This is a genomic window from Rhizobium sp. G187 (genome assembly GCF_051549525.1).
Taxonomy (GTDB): Bacteria; Pseudomonadota; Alphaproteobacteria; order Rhizobiales; family Rhizobiaceae; genus Allorhizobium.
This window is the reverse complement of record NZ_JBPUGM010000001.1, coordinates 588,970-607,020: the sequence shown is the minus strand read 5'-3', so window position 1 is coordinate 607,020 and position 18,051 is coordinate 588,970. Positions and strand designations below refer to the sequence as shown.

The window sequence follows — 18,051 nt, the reverse complement described above, 5'->3', positions numbered from 1 at the left end:
GAAGCCCGCGTGGGATTGGAAGGGGCGGCGGCGGTTATTCGGAACAAAAACGCAACGGGGAGGCGGGTTGTTGCCAGGGTGGTGGCAGGAGGAAATACCGGATTGAGTGAGGGATCTATTGCGAAGGCCCAACGGGTTGCGCATAGTGGGATGCAAGCTCGGGGAGATGCCGTATCAATCCTATCCTCAAGCCCGCGCTAGAGACGAGGTCGTCGGAACCCGACTGGTCCGCAGTCCGGGCCTCCGTGATTGTCCAGAACAGTGAACGCGCCATCACACTGCGACGGCTCAGGGGTCTCAAGGCTTTTGGCTGGGTGGGTTTCGCGTCGATCTGTGGCGTCGGACTCTGGATCAGCCATATCCGGTCCGAACCGGAGATCTTCGCCGCGACGCTGTTTCCGGCAGTGCTGGGGCTCGTAGCTTTCTCCCTGCTCATCGCGGCGAAGGAGCGCCGCCTCCAGACGGACTCCTATGTCGCGATTCTGCCCCTGCTGCTGCTGTCGCTGGATACCTGGTCGATCGTCACGCGGCGTCCCGCACGGCAGATCGCACGCATGCCGGGCCACTATTTCGTTCCGCGTGACGAGATCGATTGTGACTTTCATATCGAAGGCTCGATGCGCGGCATCCCATTCTCAGTGACGCAGGCTGTGCTGACACGGTCACCCGGTGACGAGACCGCCGAGACGACGTTTCGTGGCTTGATCGTCTGGACCCGGGCTTCGACTGCGTTTCCAGGCGACTTCGCGGCGCTGCGGCGGCCACCTCAACAGCGGTCGCTTTTGCGTGGCACGATGCTGCCGGATGGACTGATCCCTCTTCCGAACACCACGCATCTCGGGCGTTGGGCCTACGACTTCGTCACGACCGATCTGGGTGCGGCCAGCACCCGGTTGAAGGGAATGGTAGAGGCGACCAACGCCCTACTAACGCTCAAGCTCGAGGACTTGCCGCAGGTGGCAATCAGGGGCTCTGACATATATGTGCTGCTTCCTGCGGCGCGCTTTGGCTGGGATGGACAGGAGCCAGTGCCGGTTCTCGATGTCGAGATCCATCTGAAACCATTTGTCTTGAACCTCATGAACGTGGTCGCATCGTTGGCCATAGTGCGAGCTGTATAGACGCGACGCCTCTACGCCTCTACGCCTCTACGCCTGCATCAATCCGCCACTGTCAGCACAGTACCAGCCTCGGCCAGCAGCCGGTCGAAGGGCGCGGCCGGCGGGCTGTCGGCGATGATTTCGTCGACATCGGAGAGATGCGCGAGTTTGACAAGGGCGCGGCGGCCGAATTTGCTGGCGTCGACGGCGAGAATGATGCGTTCGGCCTGGCGCATGGCGGCCTGGACGGCGGCGACTTCCGCGTGGTCGTCATCGCCGATATCGCCGGCGCTGTCGATGCCGCTCACCGAGATCACGGCATGGTCGAACTTGAAGCGGCTGATGAACTCTGGCGTTTCGGCCCTGAAAACACCGGCATCGACGGGCCGGACGAAGCCGCCGGGCACGGCGACGGTGAAATTCGTGCCTTCCGCCAAAAGAGTTGCAACGCGCAGGCTGTAGGTGACGATCCGCAGGCCTTCATGACGCAGGAGGGCGTGGGCAACCGCTTCGCAGGTCGTCCCCGTATCGATGAACAGCGCCGAGCCATTGGCGATACCAGAGGCGACCGCCTCGCCGATCCGGGTCTTGGCTTCGGCGTTTTCGACGCGTCTGGCGCGCAGAACCGTCGGGTCAATCGGCTGGGCAAGGGTGACCCCACCATGCAGGCGGCGGACCTTGCCGAGATGTTCGAGTTCGAGGACATCGCGGCGGGCGGTCTGGGTCGTGACGTCGAAATGCCGGGCGACGTCTTCGAGCGAAAGATAGCGCGCCTGCTCAAGCTGCCGCAGCAGCGCGGTCTGGCGGCGCGTCTTCTTGTCGATTGTCGTCATCAAAATCATCCCCCGATGTCTGCGACCGCAGCCAAGGCCGCTGCGACAGCACGCTGAAGTCGCGCGCTGATTGCGATCATCTGTGGTGTCGTTCGGCGGTTTTGCCTCAGACGAGGGACAGGCGGGTGCGACCTGTTGTCTTACTGCGGCGTTCGACGCGCGCCGGACCGGCATTGTCGGCCAGCCAGTCGACCAGGGCAACCGCTGTCATGGCGCGGGCGAAAAGGAAGCCTTGTGCGGTGGTGCAGCCGAGCCGCTTGAGTTCGGCGGCATCTTCCTCGGTCTCGACGCCCTCGACGACGATGTCGAGCGAGAGCGAGCGACCGAGGCCAACCAGGGCGGTAATCAGCTTCTGGTTCGTTTCGCTCAGTGAGACGTCCTGGACGAACTGTCGGTCGATCTTCAGGCGATCAAGTTTGAGGCCGATCAGATAGGCGAGGGAGGAATGGCCCATGCCGAAATCGTCAACGGCAAGACGGTAGCCGGCCTGTCCGAGGGCCGTCAGCTGCGTGTCGGCATGAGCCGGATCGAGGATCGCTTCCTCTGTGATCTCGATCTCAAGCCGATGCGGTTCGACGCCATGCGCACGCGTCACGCGCTCCAGCATGGCATCGACGGGGTAGAGGGCGAATTCGCGCGGTGACAGATTGACGGCAACCGTGATGTCGGAATGGCCGAGCGCATCGAGCTTGCGCACCAGCAGGCAAGCATCGGCGACGATGCGGGCCGTCAGCGCCTCCGATTGGTCCGTCGCGCGCGCGGCATTGACGATTTCCGGCGGGGGGATGAAGCCGAGCGTTGGATGATGCCAGCGGACCAGCGCTTCGACGCCGGTGACGCGGCGAGAGCCGAGATCGACCTGTGGCTGAAACCAGGCGCAGAGCATGTCGCCCTCGATCGCCTTCAACAGGTCCTGTTCGATCATCCGGCCCCGTTCGGCGTTGCGGCGCAATTCAGGATCGAATTCGCGCAGCCCGCGGCGCTCCTGACGCTTGGCGTCATAGAGCGCCATGTCGGCGCAGGCGAGCAGATCCTCGGCATTTTCGGCATGGCAGGGATAGACCGCAAGTCCGCCGTTGAGGGCGATCGTCGACTGGCGCTGGCGCCAGGTCAGTGGCGAGCGGAAGGCCTCGAGCACGGCATCCGCATGGGCATGCCCGCGAGAACCCGCATTCTTGCCGGTGACGATGATGGCGAATTCATCGCCACCGAGCCGGGCAATCAGGCTGCCATCGTCCACCACCGAAGACAACCGGCGGCCGATCTCGCGCAGGAGCGCATCGCCGTTGCTATGGCCCAGCGTATCGTTGATCGCCTGGAAGCGCACGACATCGAAAATGACCAGAACGACCTGCTCTCCGAGAACGGCGGCCCGGGCGATGTCGCCGGCAAGGCGGCCATGAAAGTGGACGCGGCTTGCCAGATCGGTCAGCGGATCGCGATTGGCCAGGGCCTCGAGCCGTCTGTTCTGGCGCAGGATGTCGCTGTTGGCGCGCGTCAGACTATCGGCCAGTGCTGTCGCATCCCGCCGTGCCAGCTGGCTGCTGATGAACAGGCGCTCGGCCCAGAGACTGCGATGGATGAAGACCCCGATGATGAAACCAAGCAGGGTGCCGACCAATGCGGCATCCAGTCCACCCTGAAAGAGCAGGCTGACCATCAGCGATATGAAGATGGGCAGGGAATAGGACATGGCCATCGGCGTGTAGCCGATCTGGCGAATGACGGAGCCTGCTGCCATGCCCCCCATGATGATCAACAGCGAGGCATGCGCGCCGATGGCATCAAAGCGCGGGATCACAACGGGCAGGGCCGCCCAGACCATGCCCAGGCCGAACCCGCCGATCCACAGGACACGAAGACTGAGAAGAGGTGCCGATTGCAGAAGGCCGCGATGCTTGAGCAGCCAGAGAGACAAGGCACGAACGCCGATGACGATGAGGGCTGCCGCATACCAGAGAGCAACAGCAGGATCGGCCTCGCCCTGGCCGCGGAGAATGAGGATGGCTGCCGTCAGGCTGACGAGATTGAGAAGAAGCGCCGTGCGAAATCCGCCGACGATGTCTGCGACCTGCGCTTGCATCACAATAGGCAGAAATCGTCCGTCCCGGCCTTCCTGAATACTCATAAATCAACGCCTGTACAATTTGAATACACCCCAATAGCAGCTAGGGGTTTAACGCGTCGTTACAGTCGATGTGTCGATTCTAACCCAAAAAATCACGTATTTTCCAGCGTTTCTGCATATGCAGTTAGTTGAAATATCGACAGGTCGATTGGGTCCTCGCCAGCATTGTTGCAAGCGAAGCGAGCATTTCGGCTCCTGTTTATCGAAGTCTCGAGATACAACCTGCAGACTCCTTGCAGCAGTCGCAAAAGCGGCCAGTATCAAGACTTCGATTCGCGAGGCTCCTTGCCGATCACGCCCAATCTCCCTCGTTCCTCCGGTGCTCCGCTCATGCCAACTTTTTCGCCTGCCGCCCTCTGGCCCATCCTGCTTCTGTCCCTGTCGAACATCTTCATGACCTTCGCCTGGTATGGGCATCTCAAATACAAGACGTCCGCGCTCTGGATCGCCATCGTCGCGAGCTGGGGCATCGCCTTCTTCGAGTATTGCCTGGCGGTTCCCGCCAACCGGATCGGGGCCGAGGTCTATTCGGCCGCCCAGCTGAAGACGATTCAGGAAGTCATCACGCTGGTCGTGTTTTCGGTCTTCTCGGTCTTTTTTCTCAAGGAAAGCCTGACGATCAACCATGCCATCGGTTTCGCGCTGATCGCGACAGGCGCGGCTTTCGTCTTCCGCGCCTGAGGACGTTCGCCCACGCCGACCTTGGCGGCGGCGTGGGCACGCCCTTCATTCACCGGCAAGAGTGCCGGCTCCACTGGTCCTATGCGCCTGCCGGTCTCGGTACGCGCCCAAGCGACCAGGCGGGATAGACGATCATCAGCATCAGCCCTGTGTTCAGCACCATGTTGATGTGGCCACCGGCGAGGAAGGACCCGGTCGTGTCGACCAGATACCAGGCAAGCGTCCCCTCGATGAACAGCAGGCGCGCAAGGCTCGGATCAGCCGGCAGAAGACGGGTGGCGATCAGCCACATCATCACGCCCCAGCCGACCATGACGCCGCCGCTGATCGCCATGAACAACCGTGTCTCCTCGGCCGCGATCTGCTGAGCGCCATCGAAGGGAAAGAAGACGAGATCGGTCAACCAGACTGTCGGTAGCGACAGGGCGGGATGAGAGGCGAGGGCGACAAGTGCGCCAAGCAGGATGACGGCGACGCTGGCAAATTTCAGCCAGATACTGGCAGTGTCGATGGACATGACGGGTTCTCCTTTGCAATGTCACGGCCATGACGATCAGGCTTGGAAGCCCGAGGTTCAATTACCAGGGAGGTAAGTGACGAAAGGATGGGGCAGCCTTAGGGTGGGTTATGGAGGGGCTGATGCTGATCGAATTCGGCAGACATCTGAAGGATTGGCGCGGCAGGCGGCGCATGAGCCAGCTGCAGCTGGCACTGGTGGCAGAGGTCTCGGCCCGGCATGTTGCATTTCTCGAGACGGGGCGGGCAAAGCCGAGCCAAGCCATGGTGCTGCGCCTGGGCGAAGCGCTGGAAATGCCACTGGCGGCCCGCAACTTGATGCTCGATGCGGCCGGATTTCGGGCCACCTATGCGGCGCGGCCGCTGGAGAGCGAGGCCATGGCCGCGGTAAAAGCCGCAATCCGCCATATCGTCGACAATCACGCGCCCTATCCAGCCGTGGTGCTCGATCGCCATTGGACCGTGCTGGACGGCAATCGACCGGCAGGTGCCATGCTTGCCGCACTGGGACTACAAAAGGGCGACAGCCTGCTTTCCCTTGTGACGGAGCCGGGGCGCGGTGCAGCGCTGGTCGAAAACTGGCCGGAGCTGGCAAGCCATTTCATAAGCCGGCTCAGGATCGAAAGCGCCCATGTCGGCGGCGATCCCGTGCTTGACCGGGCGGCCTCGATTCTGGCGGCGGACCCGGCCTTGACCGGCGCGGTGCAGCATGGAGACATGCCGCCGGTCCTGCCGTTGAGGCTGAAGGTCGGCGGGGACGTGTATCCGATGTTCTCGACGATTACCCAATTCGGAACCGCGACGGATATCGCGCTCAGCGATATCAAGATTGAAATGTTCTTTCCTGCCGACGCAAAGACGAAGACCCTGTTCGACGAACTGGCAGCGACGGGCGACGCCGATGGATGAACCCGGCCGGCAGCAAACCTCAAGTGTTACCCGCAGGCGCGGTCGCCGATCCCGTCAGTTTGGCGGAACCGGCGTCGGTGCGCCTGAGGCGTCCAGCGCCACCATGACGAAACTGGCATGGGTCACCTTTTCCATCACATGGGTCAGATAGCGCTGAGCCCAGACCTCGACCGCAAGCGTGATCGATGTGTTCCCGACCCTGACGACATCCGTATAGACACAGAGCGTATCGCCGATCTTCACCGGAAGGGCGAACGCCATTTCGTTGACGGCAGCCGTCACGACGCGACCGCGCGCCCGTTCCGCCGCCCGGATGCCACAGGCCAGATCCATCTGCGCCATGACCCAACCGCCGAAAATGTCCCCGGCGGCATTGGCATCGGCCGGCATGGCGAGCGTGCGGAGGGTCAGTTCGCCGGTCGGCGCGGCATGGATTTCGGCGGTCATGGCTTGCTTTCACAGTCAACGGAGAAGACCGAGATGATCACGCTGCGCGAAATTAGGCAATCAGTTCAATAGTGTCATCCGCAACGATCACCTGAAATTTAGCAGTTATTTATTCATGCAAATTAGAATGGGTTAACATCAAAATTTTCCCCAAATCTAATGGGGGTACAAATGAAATCCATGTCCTTGTCCGTGCGGCTCTATGCGCTGGTTGCGCTGTCGCTGGCCGTACTGATCGGAACGCTGACCTACAGCCTGTTCTCATCCTATGATGCGTTGACACAGGAACGACGTCTGGGGCTTGCGCAGATCAACGACAATGCCATGGCCATCTTCAACAAGTACCACAAGATGGAGCTCGAAGGCTCGCTGACGCGCGAGGAGGCTCAAGCGCGAGCCAAGGACGTTGTTTCGGCCATGCGCTATGCCCCCGATGGCTACCTGTGGATCAATGACATGCAGCCGGCCATGGTGATGCATCCGATCAAGCCAGAACTCAACGGCAAGGATCTGAGCCAGAACAAGGATCCGAACGGCAAGCATCTCTTTGTCGAGTTCGTCAATGTCGTGAAGGCGCAGAAGGAAGGCTTTGTCGACTACTACTGGCCCAAGCCAGGATTCGATGCTCCGGTCGAAAAGTTCAGCCATGTCATCGGCTTCGAGCCCTGGGGCTGGGTGGTGGGCACTGGCGTCTATTCCGACGACCTTGCAGCACTCTTCCGCCAGACAGCGCTCAAATACGGTCTTTTGATTGCGGTTGCGATCGTTGCCATGCTGACCTGTGCCTATCTCGTCGTGCGCAGTGTCGTCCAGCCAATCAACCGGCTGAAATCGGCCATGAGCGATATTGCCGCCGAGCGCGTCGACACTGAAATCACCGATATCCGCCGCAAGGATGAGATTGGCGGCATGGCACAGACACTGGAGGTCCTGCGCGGCAGCGTTCGCGAACGCATCGACATGCGCCGCCGCGAGGCCGACCAGCAACACAGCCTTGATGGAGAGCGGGCCGAAAACGAGTACCGCCTGCGCAGCGCCTCTGACCGCCAGGCGCACGCAATCGGCACCATCGGCCAAGCCCTGGAGCGTTTGGCCGATGGTGACCTGACGGTGCAGATCGACGCGCTCGGCGCCGATTACGAAAAGCTCCGCCACGACTTCAACCGCGCCGTCGAATCGCTGTCGGGTGTCGTGTCGGCCATCAATCACTCCAGCGATGTCGTCACATCGAGTGCCGCCGATATCAGCGATGCGACCAACAACCTGTCGCGCCGAACCGAACAACAGGCGGCAGCCCTGGAAGAGACCGCAGCGGCCCTGGACGAGATCACGGCCACCGTGCGCACGGCAGCCGAACGGGCCGTCGAAGCCCGCGAACTGGTCTCCGAGACGAAACGCAGCGCCAACAAGTCCGGCGAGATCGTTCGCAATGCCGTGAATGCCATGGGCCGGATTGAGGGTTCGTCGCAGAAGATCAGCCAGATCATCTCGGTCATCGACGAAATCGCCTTCCAGACCAATCTGCTCGCGCTCAATGCCGGTGTCGAAGCGGCAAGAGCTGGGGAAGCCGGTCGCGGCTTTGCCGTCGTCGCCCAGGAAGTGCGTGAACTGGCCCAGCGCTCGGCCAATGCCGCGAAAGAAATCAAGGAACTGATCAGTGCCTCCGCCACAGAGGTCGGCACTGGCGTCAGTCTGGTGCGCTCCACCGGCGATGCGTTGCTGGAGATCGAGGCGCTGGTCAACCGCGTCAACGACAGTGTCGAGACCATTGCGACCGCCGCACGCGAACAGGCGACAGGCCTTGCCGAGATCAACACCTCCGTCAACCAGATGGACCAGATGACCCAGCAAAATGCGGCAATGGTCGAGGAGACCTCTGCAGCCGGACAGTCGCTGGCGCAGGAAAGCCACAAGCTGCGCCAGTTGCTGGCACGCCTGAAAGTGCATCATGCCGCCATGGCCGGCCGCCGCGCGGCCTGATCGAGCAACCGAGGCAATGAGGCATAAGGGCCGGTGCGACATGCGCCGGCCCTTATGCCAAATCCCGAACACAGATACCGATGGGATGGTTTAGAACAGCCCCCTGCGAGGCGCGACGCGCTGGGGGCTCCTTGCGCATCGGCCAAACGGCACAAGCAAGGCGCGGGGCCTGTCAGCACCACCTTCAGCCGACTTCTCGGCCCCGCTGGCCTCGTCGAGATCCTGGACCGATGTGCATCGCTCTTCAAACATCTCCTGGCCAACAGGACCGATGGAGCCGGTGTTCCAGGTTCCTATTTTCGAGGTTTGGTATTCACCTTTTGCTGAGGCTAATCTTTCTTAGTTCGCGTCAGGCCATCGCTTTGGTCGGCGGAATGGTTGCCGTTCATGGCGCGTTAAGCCGCCCGGGCTTAGCCTCCGGTTGATTGGCCCGTTTCGGGTCAACCGGGGAGAAATGAGTATGGTGTTTTCATCCCTTGCTACGCGCTCGGCCCTGGTCGTGCTCGCCATCGTTTCCCTGCAGGGCTGCAGTGGCAGCGACCGCGTACCGCTGCTCGACATCGGAGCCGGTCCCGCCCGAGGCGACGTGCTGATCGGACGGGTCGATCCGCGGCGCGATGGCCGCCAGTTGATTGGTCGTGTCGATGCGCCAACCGCCTATGCGCCAGCACGCGCCAACACGGCTGCGCAGTCCGGCATCGCGGAACTGTCCCCGACCTCCGCCCCAACAACGCAGTTCGAGCAGCCACTGGCGGCAGAGGCCACGGTCATTCCCGACGGTGGCGTCGATATGGATGCAGGTCTCGGTGTCGGGGCAGGGACCTATGCCTCGGCGGATCTTCCGAGCACCCAGCACACCTCCGCGGAACAAAGCCCGACAGGCGATGGGATCGAGCCGCAGATCGTCACGCCCGTGGGCGCCATGGCGATTGCCGAAGGCTCCACCAGCCAGCCGGTGGTTGATGGCATCGGCTTCGACGATCCCGAGCAGATTGCGACGGGACCAATCACCGACGGCAATGCCGCGCCAGCACCGATGCAACTTGCCTCCGATGGTGCCGGTGAGATCCTGCCGCTGTCGGTCGACAACGGCAACACCGGCATGACGGCAGACGAGTCGGTTGCCCCCGTCGAGCCGGAGGTGGATTGCTCGCTCTACCTCGACAAGCGGAATTGCCCGCGCGGTTGATGCGTTGGTGTACTGATCCGGGACCATTGGGGCTTGCCCTGTTGGGGGCTGGGGCATAGATCGGGCGCCACGACTTGTCCATTCGTGGCGCGGCTCATGCGCTACGACCTCCTCCGGAGCCATGCCATGCCGCCCTTAGCCGACCTCCTGATGTTTGCCGCCCTCCTGATTGTCGCCGGCGGCGTTGCAGGCCTGCTGGCCGGCGTTTTCGGCATTGGCGGCGGCGCAGTACTGGTGCCGGTCTTCTATCAGGTCTTCGGTTACGCCGGCATTCCCGACGAGATCATCATGCATCTCGCCGTCGGCACCTCGACCGCAATCATCGTGCCGACCTCGATCCGCTCCTTCAAGGCGCATCAGGCGCGGGGTGCGGTCGATATGGATCTCCTCAAGGGCTGGCTGATCGCCGTACCGCTTGGCGCAGTGCTGGCGACGGTTGTGGCCGCCTATGTCTCGAGCGAAGGACTGCGGTTGATCTTCGCCGTGATGGCGCTTCTCCTGGCGGCCCGCATGCTTTTTCTCACCAACCGCTTCCACCTCGGCACCGACCTGCCGGGCCAGCCGGCCCGCTTCATCACCGGCTCCGTGATTGGCCTCTTTTCCGGTTTGATGGGCATTGGCGGCGGCGTGTTCAACAACACATTCATGACGCTTTACGGCCGACCGATCCATCAAGCGGTTGCCACCTCGTCCGGCGTTGGCGTGCTGATCTCGATCCCGGCGCTCGTCGGCTTCGTTATCGCCGGCTGGGGCGAAGGCGGCCTGCCGGCGTTTTCAACCGGCTACGTCAACTGGATCGCTTTTGCGCTGATCATCCCGATTGCCATGGTGGTGACGCCCTATGGGGCCAAACTGGCCCATGCATTGAGCAAGAGACAACTGGAAACGGGTTTTGCCGTGTTCCTGCTGTTCGTTTCGGCACGGTTTTTCTGGAGTTTGTTTGGCGGGTGAGGGGATGGGACACGGCTTGCCTTCAGGTGGCAACTCAACCGGATAGTTTATTCAAATACTGTGATCTCTTCTCTTCCAAACGGGCCAACTCGGCGACGCCAGCCTGCCACTCTTGATAACCCGGATCATTCCTCATGGCCTCATAGTCTATCTCTGGTGAAATCACCGATAGCCTTTCAAAGCTCTTTTGATCCATGGCGGTATTCGCCACGACAAGCTCTCCACCGAGAAACTTCGCGATCTGCTTTGCTCGCGCCTGGGCCAGATCCGGGCCATTTGTATTTGTCAGTTCATTTTCGAAGAGATTTTGCAGCCTGCGCCCGACTGCATCATTCTCAGTGCGAACAACACCCTGATTATCAATGGTGGCAACAGTCCTGCCAGCCATCATCACTGTCGCATAGGGCTTAAGTCGCTGATCAGTTGATGGATCTGGATAGTGACTGTGTTCGATCTCCAGAGCTCGCTTTTCCATCTCCCGGAAACCTCGCTCCGTCGCAAGAAAGTCCTGATACTCTGCTTCGGGCAATTCCCAGATCGGGCGCCCTACAATTGTCTCGCTTCCGATATGCAAGGAAGACAAGACAATTAACTTGCCTTGAAAATTGATTGTTGCAGAAGATGGCAGCGTTCCGTCGATAACGCTCGGAGCCGGTGTTGAAGTCCCATCTCCGGCGTCGGTCGCCGGTTTTGTATCCAATGCTTCGAAGGTTTCCCAATGGAACTCGTCTGTCGTCTCACTTGATCGCGCAGTGCCCGCGACAGTGGCGACGGATAAAGAATATGATGTCGATCCAATAGCAGTCACTGCGTCCTCCTCATGGCTACCTCCGCAACCTAGGGTTCGCAACTTGCCTCAACCTTTTCATGCGTCGATGAAAAATACACGGAAAAATAGATATTCCGTTTCTCGCCCTCATCCCCGCCCGGTTTTCCGCAGCCTGCTTGCGGGCAAGCGGTAGCCTCGAAACGAACCGCCCACACACAAAGCAGACGGGCGGTTCGGCTCGGACCTCCCGCCCTTTGTGGCTCGTGGCTTACACCACGATCCCCGTCCGGTTGCTCGACATGGTGAGCTTGCGCTCTGCGCGCTCCTGCTGAGGCGAGCGGTTGTAGAGTTCGCGGTAACACTTGGAGAAGTGCGAGGCGGAAACAAAGCCGCAGGCGACGGCGACTTCAACAACCGGCATGGACGACTGGACGAGCAGGTGGCGGGCGCGGTCGAGGCGGATTTCGAGATAGTAGCGGGCGGGGGAGCGGCCCATCTCTTGTCTGAACAGGCGTTCGATCTGGCGGCGGGAGAGACCGGCGTCGTCGGCGATTTCGAGGAGCGACAGCGGCTCGGAAAGGTTTGCTTCCATCAGCTCGATGATCTGCAGCACCTTGGAATTCTGCACGCCGAGGCGCGCGCGGAGCGGAAGCCGCTGGCGGTCATTGGCGGAGCGAACGCGGTCAGTCAGGTGCTGCTCGCAGACACGGTTGACCAGGCCTTCGCCGAAATCCTGGCCAATCAGGTTCAGCATCATGTCGAGCGAGGCAGTGCCGCCGGCACAGGTGTAGAGATTGCCGTCGACTTCGTAGAGGTCGGCATAGACCTCCGCCTGCGGGAAGGTTTCGGAAAAGCCCGGCAGATTTTCCCAGTGGATCGCGCAGCGCTTGCCATTCAACAGGCCGGCCTGCGCCAAAACATGGGCGCCCGTACAGAGGGAACCGACGGCGACATTGCGGTTATAGGCTTCGCGCAGCCAGGCATTGACCGACTTGTTGTTGAACTCCTCGACATAGATGCCGGAACAGACGATCGCCATGTTCGGGCGGTTTTCACCCCCGAGGAAGCGGCGTTCGTCGGCCAGCGACGAGTTCACCTCGATGCCGATGCCGGAGGAGGAATAGACCTTCTGGCCATCGACCGAGGCGAGCCGCCATTCGTAAGCCGCATAACCCAGCATGCGGTTGGCGATGCGGAGCGTCTCTATGGCGCCGGCAAAGGGCAGGAGGGTGAAATGCGGAACGAGGAAGAAGACGAGCGATCGCTTCCGGCTCTGCTGCTGTTTGCTTGTGGTCATGCCCAATGTTCCCTTGTTTTTTGTCATGCTCGACTGGAAACGATCGCAGGGATGTTCTCTCCGCGACATTGGCATGAAATCGCGCGGCAGAAAAGTATTCGTGTCCGCTAAAATGCGACATTTTTCGCGGTTTTCGGTTTGCGACGGACCCAAATCCCGGATCGGGACATTCCTAGACAGTTTCTAGGGATATCAGGGCTTACCGTTGTTTTTGCAGATTGTACAACCTCGAGGATGATCGGCCTGTTTGCGACGCGGGGACACATCCGCGTCGCGACTGATTACGGAAGCCGGCGCCGATGGCCTGTGTCGCCGGCAGGCCAGCCCAAATCCTTGCGGAGATCGAACGGCATGGCCTGCAGCGCGGCCTGTTCGCGACGAAGACGGCGTGCCGTACGCATATGGTCGACAGCCCGCGCGATACGGTTGGAGACGAACGAGGAAAGGCGCAAGGGCAGGCTCGCGGCAATATGCGCGATCACTGCCGCAATTTCGGAGCCGCGGCCGGTTCGGACAGATGGTGTTTCGGCATGGAACAGGGTCATGACCTTCATCCTTTCGGGTTTGACGCTGACTGATGTGGCAGTCATGCTCCGCTCACGTCCATCAATCAATCGAATGTTTTTGATGCCGTGCATTCGTTTGACTGATGAATCCGCAGGGCACCGATGGTGAGCAAATCGCGCTGCACATGCAGCGGAAAACGATCAATCTCGCCTATGGCGACGCAGCGGTCGCTGATCAGTTTGCGGCGACGTTCGGCGCTGCGCCAGCATGCGAAGACCGGCTTGATTGAGAACAAAAGTGACATGGCGGCACCTCCTTCGGTTGGCCTGGTCGGAGTGTCCTGGGGAATTGACATTCAATCAAACGCAATAGTATCGTCCTTAGGATCAATTTTCCTGAAGGTCGGTCGCCATGACACTGATGCTCCGCCAACCCCTGCCTCTTCTCGACAATGATGTTTTGCGGACCTTCGTCGCCATTGCCGATACCGGCAGTTTCACGACGGCAGCCGACCGGGTGTTTCGAACACCCTCGGCGGTCTCGATGCAGATCAAGAAACTCGAAGAGCAGCTGAACGTGACACTCTTCCTGCGGGACGCCCGATCGGTGTCGCTGACCGAAGGCGGGGAAGTGTTGCTGCCTTATGCGCGCCGCATGCTGGCACTGTCCAACGAGGCTGTCGGACGCTTTCGCATGCCGGAAATGAAAGGCGTGGTGCGGCTCGGCGCACCCGACGACATCGGCGAACGCTTCATGCCCAGTATTCTCCGGCGCTTTGCCGAACTCTATCCGCTGATCATGGTCGACCTGACGGTTGATACGTCGGGCGCGCTCAGGCGGCGCCTGCAGGAGCAAAGGCTCGATCTGACGCTGGTCAATTGCGCCCCCGGGACGGTGGTGCATGAAGGGGAAGTGATCCATCAGGAACAGCTCGTCTGGGCAGGCGCCAAATGCGGCACCGCCCATCTGCGCGACCCGCTACCGGTGTCGATCTGGGAGGATGGCTGCTGCTGGCGGGCCGATGCGCTGGCGAGGCTCGACAAGGACAAGCGGCCCTACCGCATTGCCTATCTATCGGCGCATACCATGGCGCAGCGGGCAGCCGTCATCGCCGATCTGGCAGTCGCACCGCTTCCGCGCAGCTACCTCACCGACGACATGACCGCGCTGGGGGTCAAGCACGGGCTGCCGGAACTCGGATCTTTCGAGGTTCGGCTTTTGACCGGCAAGGAGACATCGGAGACGATCCAGGCGGTGGCCGATAGCGTGCGTTATGCCTTCTCCGAAATGATCGGCATGGCTGCGTAAGCGCTTGCGTAATTCGGCAATGAGCGAAATACGCAAGGGACGAAGCGCGATGCGGTTTGAGATGATGACGATCAGGATGTGAATGCCGTGAGTGACGGAACGAAGACCGACCTTCGGCTCGAGGATTTCCCCGGCCGGGCCTATGACAAGCTGCGCTATGGCGACACCGACCGCCAGGGCCATGTGAACAATGCAGTCTTCGCCACCTTCATGGAGACTGGCCGCGTCGAACTGATCTATGCCGAAGACGAGCCCTTGCTTGAACCCGGCTTTTCCTTCGTACTCGCCAAGCTCGATATCGACTACCTCGCCGAAGTGCTCTGGCCCGGCACGGTGGAGATCGGCACGCGGGTGTTGAAGGTCGGGCGCTCGTCGGCAACGATGGAACAGGCAGTGTTCCAGAACGGCATCTGCTGCGCGCGGGCGCTGACAGTCGTCGTGCATTTCGACCAGCAAACACGCAAGTCGCATCCGTTCAGCGAGGACCAGCGGTTTAAGCTCGAGCGATGGATGCAGGTTAAGTCAGACTAAGGTTGAGAGATGCGCCGTATCGCCGAGCGCGATCACGGCGCGGCTTTTCCAGACCGCATGTTCCGCGAGATGGGTGATACTGCCTGACGAGACCGGGAAGTTCACCCGTCCGAGGCTTTCGATCGGCATGCCGATCCACCAGGCGATGACGAAGGTAAGCGCGAAGCCGTGGGTGGCGATGATGTGGCAGCCGGCGGGATTGGCGAGGATCTCATCCATGGCGCGGTAGATGCGGGTCGCCACCGTGCGACGGCTTTCGGCGCCTTCGATGCCGCCAGTGTCATCAAGACCAGCCTCGTCCGGCACGGGCAGGCGGCGGGCGTCGAGCCAGGCTTGCGGCCGACCTTCGGCGACGCCGTAACTCATTTCCCGCAAGTCGCGCGTTCGGCGCGGTATGAGAGACAGTCTGCGACCGATGATCTCGGCGGCTTCACTGCAGCGCAAGAGGTCCGAAGAGAACAGGCTCGCAGAATGGTCGGCGCAAAGGGCGGCGAGGCGGGTCGCGATCACTGCCGCCTGGCGGCGGCCAAGGTCGGTCAGTGCGCTATCGTACCAGCCACCGACCTTGCCTTCGACATGGTGGACCGATTGCGGATGAGTGACGACATAAAGGGTCTTCATACGGGGCCTCGCAATCGCTGCGGGCCCCGCATGGGGAGGCGCGCTCAGCCCTGTTTTTCGTAGAGCAACTGGCTCTCCGTCAAGACCTCGTCGAGCCGGCGCCCGCCTTGAAAATGGGCGAGGTGATCGGGATAAGCGACACCATCCGGCACCTTGGGGCAGATTTCGGGCGCACGAAGTCGTGTCTCGACCGGGATGACGCCGGCCCAGACGCGAGCGTCGATATCGGCGGGATCGTCTGAGACGCCGCCGGTGCGGACCTTGGCTGAGGCCTCCTCGATGCGCATACCAATGACCATTGTGCCCTTGGCTTCCTGTGGGTCGGTTTCACGCAGTGTTTCCGTGCGGCCGGGATAGAAGCGGTCAACGACGGCTTTCAGTGCCTCGGCCTTTTCCTCCGGATCATCGATGATGTGGGCTGTGCCGAAGCACATGGCAGATCGGTAGTTGGCGGAGTGGTGAAAACCGGAACGGGCGAGCACGAGGCCATCGAGAAGAGCGACGGTGAGGCAGACGGGAATACCTGCCTTCTGGGTCTTCAACATGCGGCTCGCAGATGAACCATGCCAATACAGCCAATCGCCCTCGCGCCAGTGGATGGTTGGCGTGCAATAAGGTTGACCATCGATCACATAGGCGACGTGACAGAGGAGGGCCGCGTCGAGGACAGAATAAACCGCTTCGCGATCATAGGCCGCGCGTTCGTGCAGGCGTTTTGCCCGGTTGCGCGGGGTGACGGGAAAGGTTTCTGCGGCTGGTCTCTCGTTCATGCTTGTCTCCTTGGTCCAATGCGGTAAGGCATAGGCGACGCAATTGGTCTGAAGAAGATCCACCATGGCAAAGAAACTGCGAACCAATTCTGACTGGTCCGCCGCGACCCCGATGCTGCCAGCAGCCGGGCCAAGGCGACTGGCCCTGTATCGATCGTTGCGAGGGTTGATCGAAGGCGGGCAACTGGCGCCCGGCGATAAGCTGCCGACGACGCGGGATATCGCCAGCCGTTTTTCCATCTCCCGCGGCGCCGCGGTGGCCGCCTATGACATGCTTGTGGCTGACGGCTTTGCCGAAGCACGGGTTGGCGCAGGGACTTTTGTGGCAATGAACGTGCCGCAGGTGATGCTCCATGGCGGCAATACCGCGGCCCATCCGGTCGCTGGCGAATCGGCGCCTGAACGCATCGTGCCCAGGCAGGACGAGCCGCCTTTACCAGGTACGCTCGGCTGCTCGACAGCCGATGCGGCAACGCTGCGGGTCTTTCGCATGCTGATGAACCGGCATCTGACCAATCCGTCCGCCCGACACTTTCAATACAACGATCCGGCAGGGAGTCATGCACTGCGGGTCGAGGTTGCCCGCTACCTGCAGGCAGCCCGCGGTGTGGTCTGCACGCCAGACCAGGTCATCATGACAGCTGGCACGCAGCAGGCACTCGACCTCACCGTGCGCGCGCTCCTGACGCCGGGGGATCAGGTCTGGATCGAGGATCCCTGTTATGCGGCGGCCCGCGAACTTTTTGTCGCGTCAGGTCTGCAGGTGGTGCCTGTTCCGGTGGATCGCGAAGGCATCGTTGTCGATGCGGGGCGCGGCCTGGCGTCGACGGCCAGCGCCGTTTACGTGACGCCATCGCATCAATATCCGCTCGGCGTCACGCTCTCCATGACCCGGCGGCTGGCCTTGATCAATTGGGCGCGTGAGGCCGGCGCCTATATCATCGAAGATGACTATGACAGCGAGTTCCGCTTTGCCGGACCGCCACTGAGTGCCCTTCAGGGCATTGATGATGCGGGAAGGGTGATCTATGTCGGCACCTTCTCGAAAACGCTGCTGCCTGGTTTCCGCTTTGGATATCTCGTGGTGCCGGAGGCACTGCGTGATCGGGCGCTGACCATACGCCGCCTGGCCGATCGCTTTCCCTCGACGCTGGCCGAGGATGCGCTCACCGAATTCCTGCGTGACGGGCATTTCTCGGCGCATGTGAAACGGGCGCGGCGACGGGTGAGGGCGGCTCGCGACGCGCTTGTTGAAGCGTTGTCCAGTAGCCGGCTAATGGTGACCTCGCCGGAGCAGGGGCTGCATCTCCTCGCGGAACTCCCCGGGGATGCCGACGATGTCGCACTGGCAAGACAGGCTATGGACTGCGGTTTCGGCACCAAGGCCCTGTCGCCACTCTATGCGGCAGGGACAAGGCGGCGCGGACTGGTGATCGGCTTTGCCGGCTTTGCCCCCGACGCGCTGTCGGAGGCTGCCCGGCGCTTCGTCCAAACGCTCTGATCCGGGCGCTCCG

19 protein-coding genes are annotated in these 18,051 nt (G+C 61.5%); 9 read left to right on the top strand and 10 right to left on the bottom strand.

All coding sequences use genetic code 11. From position 1 onward, the window contains the following. Positions 1-245: 245 nt before the first annotated feature. Complete coding sequence (locus ACSV9I_RS02830; protein WP_438327069.1) at positions 246-1,121, top strand: hypothetical protein; 876 nt, start codon at positions 246-248, stop codon at positions 1,119-1,121. A 38-nt stretch (positions 1,122-1,159) separates the two neighbouring features. Here ACSV9I_RS02830 and ACSV9I_RS02825 read toward each other — a convergent pair whose 3' ends face one another. Further along, a complete protein-coding gene (locus ACSV9I_RS02825; RefSeq protein WP_438327067.1) occupies positions 1,160-1,933 on the bottom strand; it encodes a DeoR/GlpR family DNA-binding transcription regulator in 774 nt (257 codons plus the stop codon). 106 nt (positions 1,934-2,039) lie between these two features. Beyond that, the gene (locus ACSV9I_RS02820) at positions 2,040-4,061 is read right to left on the bottom strand and encodes a putative bifunctional diguanylate cyclase/phosphodiesterase (RefSeq protein ID WP_438327065.1); all 2,022 of its coding nucleotides are present in this window, start codon (positions 4,059-4,061) and stop codon (positions 2,040-2,042) included. A gap of 330 nt (positions 4,062-4,391) precedes the next feature. Here ACSV9I_RS02820 and ACSV9I_RS02815 point away from each other — a divergent pair, with 330 nt between their 5' ends. Beyond that, positions 4,392-4,742, top strand: a complete 351-nt coding sequence (locus ACSV9I_RS02815) for a DMT family protein (protein WP_438327063.1) — start codon at positions 4,392-4,394, stop codon at positions 4,740-4,742. A gap of 79 nt (positions 4,743-4,821) precedes the next feature. Here the strand turns inward: ACSV9I_RS02815 and ACSV9I_RS02810 are convergent, their stop codons facing one another. Beyond that, positions 4,822-5,259 (bottom strand): hypothetical protein, encoded by a 438-nt coding sequence (locus tag ACSV9I_RS02810; RefSeq protein WP_438327061.1) that lies wholly within the window; start codon positions 5,257-5,259, stop codon positions 4,822-4,824. Positions 5,260-5,381: 122 nt separating this feature from the next. Between ACSV9I_RS02810 and ACSV9I_RS02805 the strand changes: the two genes are divergently transcribed. Then, positions 5,382-6,167, top strand: coding sequence for an MmyB family transcriptional regulator (locus ACSV9I_RS02805; RefSeq protein ID WP_438327059.1), 786 nt, complete (start codon positions 5,382-5,384; stop codon positions 6,165-6,167). Between the two features lie 54 nt (positions 6,168-6,221). Here the strand turns inward: ACSV9I_RS02805 and ACSV9I_RS02800 are convergent, their stop codons facing one another. After that, entirely contained in the window at positions 6,222-6,602 is a 381-nt protein-coding gene (locus ACSV9I_RS02800) for an acyl-CoA thioesterase (protein WP_438327676.1), read from the bottom strand. A gap of 183 nt (positions 6,603-6,785) precedes the next feature. On the opposite strand from ACSV9I_RS02800, the gene ACSV9I_RS02795 reads away from it, so the two are divergent. The 3 genes from ACSV9I_RS02795 (at position 6,786) to ACSV9I_RS02785 (ending at position 10,734) form a co-directional block, all read left to right on the top strand. Continuing rightward, positions 6,786-8,594, top strand: a complete 1,809-nt coding sequence (locus ACSV9I_RS02795) for a methyl-accepting chemotaxis protein (protein ID WP_438327057.1) — start codon at positions 6,786-6,788, stop codon at positions 8,592-8,594. A 460-nt stretch (positions 8,595-9,054) separates the two neighbouring features. After that, positions 9,055-9,783, top strand: coding sequence for a hypothetical protein (locus ACSV9I_RS02790; protein WP_438327055.1), 729 nt, complete (start codon positions 9,055-9,057; stop codon positions 9,781-9,783). Between the two features lie 126 nt (positions 9,784-9,909). Beyond that, positions 9,910-10,734, top strand: coding sequence for a sulfite exporter TauE/SafE family protein (locus ACSV9I_RS02785; protein WP_054158544.1), 825 nt, complete (start codon positions 9,910-9,912; stop codon positions 10,732-10,734). A 34-nt stretch (positions 10,735-10,768) separates the two neighbouring features. Here the strand turns inward: ACSV9I_RS02785 and ACSV9I_RS02780 are convergent, their stop codons facing one another. The 4 genes from ACSV9I_RS02780 to ACSV9I_RS02765 all read right to left on the bottom strand — a co-directional run bounded on the left by ACSV9I_RS02780 (position 10,769) and on the right by ACSV9I_RS02765 (position 13,611). Then, on the bottom strand, positions 10,769-11,542 hold the full coding sequence (locus ACSV9I_RS02780) for a hypothetical protein (protein ID WP_438327053.1): 774 nt from the start codon (positions 11,540-11,542) through the stop codon (positions 10,769-10,771). A gap of 229 nt (positions 11,543-11,771) precedes the next feature. After that, on the bottom strand, positions 11,772-12,800 hold the full coding sequence (locus ACSV9I_RS02775; RefSeq protein WP_054158724.1) for a GlxA family transcriptional regulator: 1,029 nt from the start codon (positions 12,798-12,800) through the stop codon (positions 11,772-11,774). 281 nt (positions 12,801-13,081) lie between these two features. Next, positions 13,082-13,390: a hypothetical protein gene (locus ACSV9I_RS02770; protein WP_438327051.1), complete on the bottom strand. Its 309-nt coding sequence runs from the start codon at positions 13,388-13,390 to the stop codon at positions 13,082-13,084. Between the two features lie 20 nt (positions 13,391-13,410). Beyond that, complete coding sequence (locus ACSV9I_RS02765; protein WP_438327050.1) at positions 13,411-13,611, bottom strand: hypothetical protein; 201 nt, start codon at positions 13,609-13,611, stop codon at positions 13,411-13,413. Positions 13,612-13,718: 107 nt separating this feature from the next. On the opposite strand from ACSV9I_RS02765, the gene ACSV9I_RS02760 reads away from it, so the two are divergent. Beyond that, the gene (locus ACSV9I_RS02760) at positions 13,719-14,615 is read left to right on the top strand and encodes a LysR family transcriptional regulator (RefSeq protein WP_054158547.1); all 897 of its coding nucleotides are present in this window, start codon (positions 13,719-13,721) and stop codon (positions 14,613-14,615) included. Positions 14,616-14,702: 87 nt separating this feature from the next. Next, a complete protein-coding gene (locus ACSV9I_RS02755) occupies positions 14,703-15,146 on the top strand; it encodes an acyl-CoA thioesterase (RefSeq protein WP_438327048.1) in 444 nt (147 codons plus the stop codon). Here ACSV9I_RS02755 and ACSV9I_RS02750 read toward each other — a convergent pair. Beyond that, positions 15,138-15,767 (bottom strand): histidine phosphatase family protein, encoded by a 630-nt coding sequence (locus tag ACSV9I_RS02750; protein WP_438327047.1) that lies wholly within the window; start codon positions 15,765-15,767, stop codon positions 15,138-15,140. The genes ACSV9I_RS02755 and ACSV9I_RS02750 overlap by 9 nt on opposite strands. A gap of 44 nt (positions 15,768-15,811) precedes the next feature. After that, the gene (locus tag ACSV9I_RS02745) at positions 15,812-16,537 is read right to left on the bottom strand and encodes a pyridoxamine 5'-phosphate oxidase family protein (protein WP_438327046.1); all 726 of its coding nucleotides are present in this window, start codon (positions 16,535-16,537) and stop codon (positions 15,812-15,814) included. 64 nt (positions 16,538-16,601) lie between these two features. On the opposite strand from ACSV9I_RS02745, the gene ACSV9I_RS02740 reads away from it, so the two are divergent. Then, entirely contained in the window at positions 16,602-18,038 is a 1,437-nt protein-coding gene (locus ACSV9I_RS02740; protein ID WP_438327044.1) for a PLP-dependent aminotransferase family protein, read from the top strand. The last annotated feature ends 13 nt before the right edge of the window (positions 18,039-18,051 follow it).

Excerpts from the sequence above, each read along its gene's own strand:
- ACSV9I_RS02825 (WP_438327067.1), bottom strand. The coding sequence starts at position 1,933 with ATGACGACAATCGACAAGAAGACGCGCCGCCAGACCGCGCTGCTGCGG.
- ACSV9I_RS02820 (WP_438327065.1), bottom strand. The coding sequence starts at position 4,061 with ATGAGTATTCAGGAAGGCCGGGACGGACGATTTCTGCCTATTGTGATG.
- ACSV9I_RS02815 (WP_438327063.1), top strand. The coding sequence starts at position 4,392 with ATGCCAACTTTTTCGCCTGCCGCCCTCTGGCCCATCCTGCTTCTGTCC.
- ACSV9I_RS02810 (WP_438327061.1), bottom strand. The coding sequence starts at position 5,259 with ATGTCCATCGACACTGCCAGTATCTGGCTGAAATTTGCCAGCGTCGCC.
- ACSV9I_RS02805 (WP_438327059.1), top strand. The coding sequence starts at position 5,382 with ATGCTGATCGAATTCGGCAGACATCTGAAGGATTGGCGCGGCAGGCGG.
- ACSV9I_RS02795 (WP_438327057.1), top strand. The coding sequence starts at position 6,786 with ATGAAATCCATGTCCTTGTCCGTGCGGCTCTATGCGCTGGTTGCGCTG.
- ACSV9I_RS02790 (WP_438327055.1), top strand. The coding sequence starts at position 9,055 with ATGGTGTTTTCATCCCTTGCTACGCGCTCGGCCCTGGTCGTGCTCGCC.
- ACSV9I_RS02785 (WP_054158544.1), top strand. The coding sequence starts at position 9,910 with ATGCCGCCCTTAGCCGACCTCCTGATGTTTGCCGCCCTCCTGATTGTC.
- ACSV9I_RS02775 (WP_054158724.1), bottom strand. The coding sequence starts at position 12,800 with ATGACCACAAGCAAACAGCAGCAGAGCCGGAAGCGATCGCTCGTCTTC.
- ACSV9I_RS02770 (WP_438327051.1), bottom strand. The coding sequence starts at position 13,390 with ATGACTGCCACATCAGTCAGCGTCAAACCCGAAAGGATGAAGGTCATG.
- ACSV9I_RS02765 (WP_438327050.1), bottom strand. The coding sequence starts at position 13,611 with ATGTCACTTTTGTTCTCAATCAAGCCGGTCTTCGCATGCTGGCGCAGC.
- ACSV9I_RS02760 (WP_054158547.1), top strand. The coding sequence starts at position 13,719 with ATGACACTGATGCTCCGCCAACCCCTGCCTCTTCTCGACAATGATGTT.
- ACSV9I_RS02750 (WP_438327047.1), bottom strand. The coding sequence starts at position 15,767 with ATGAAGACCCTTTATGTCGTCACTCATCCGCAATCGGTCCACCATGTC.
- ACSV9I_RS02745 (WP_438327046.1), bottom strand. The coding sequence starts at position 16,537 with ATGAACGAGAGACCAGCCGCAGAAACCTTTCCCGTCACCCCGCGCAAC.
- ACSV9I_RS02740 (WP_438327044.1), top strand. The coding sequence starts at position 16,602 with ATGGCAAAGAAACTGCGAACCAATTCTGACTGGTCCGCCGCGACCCCG.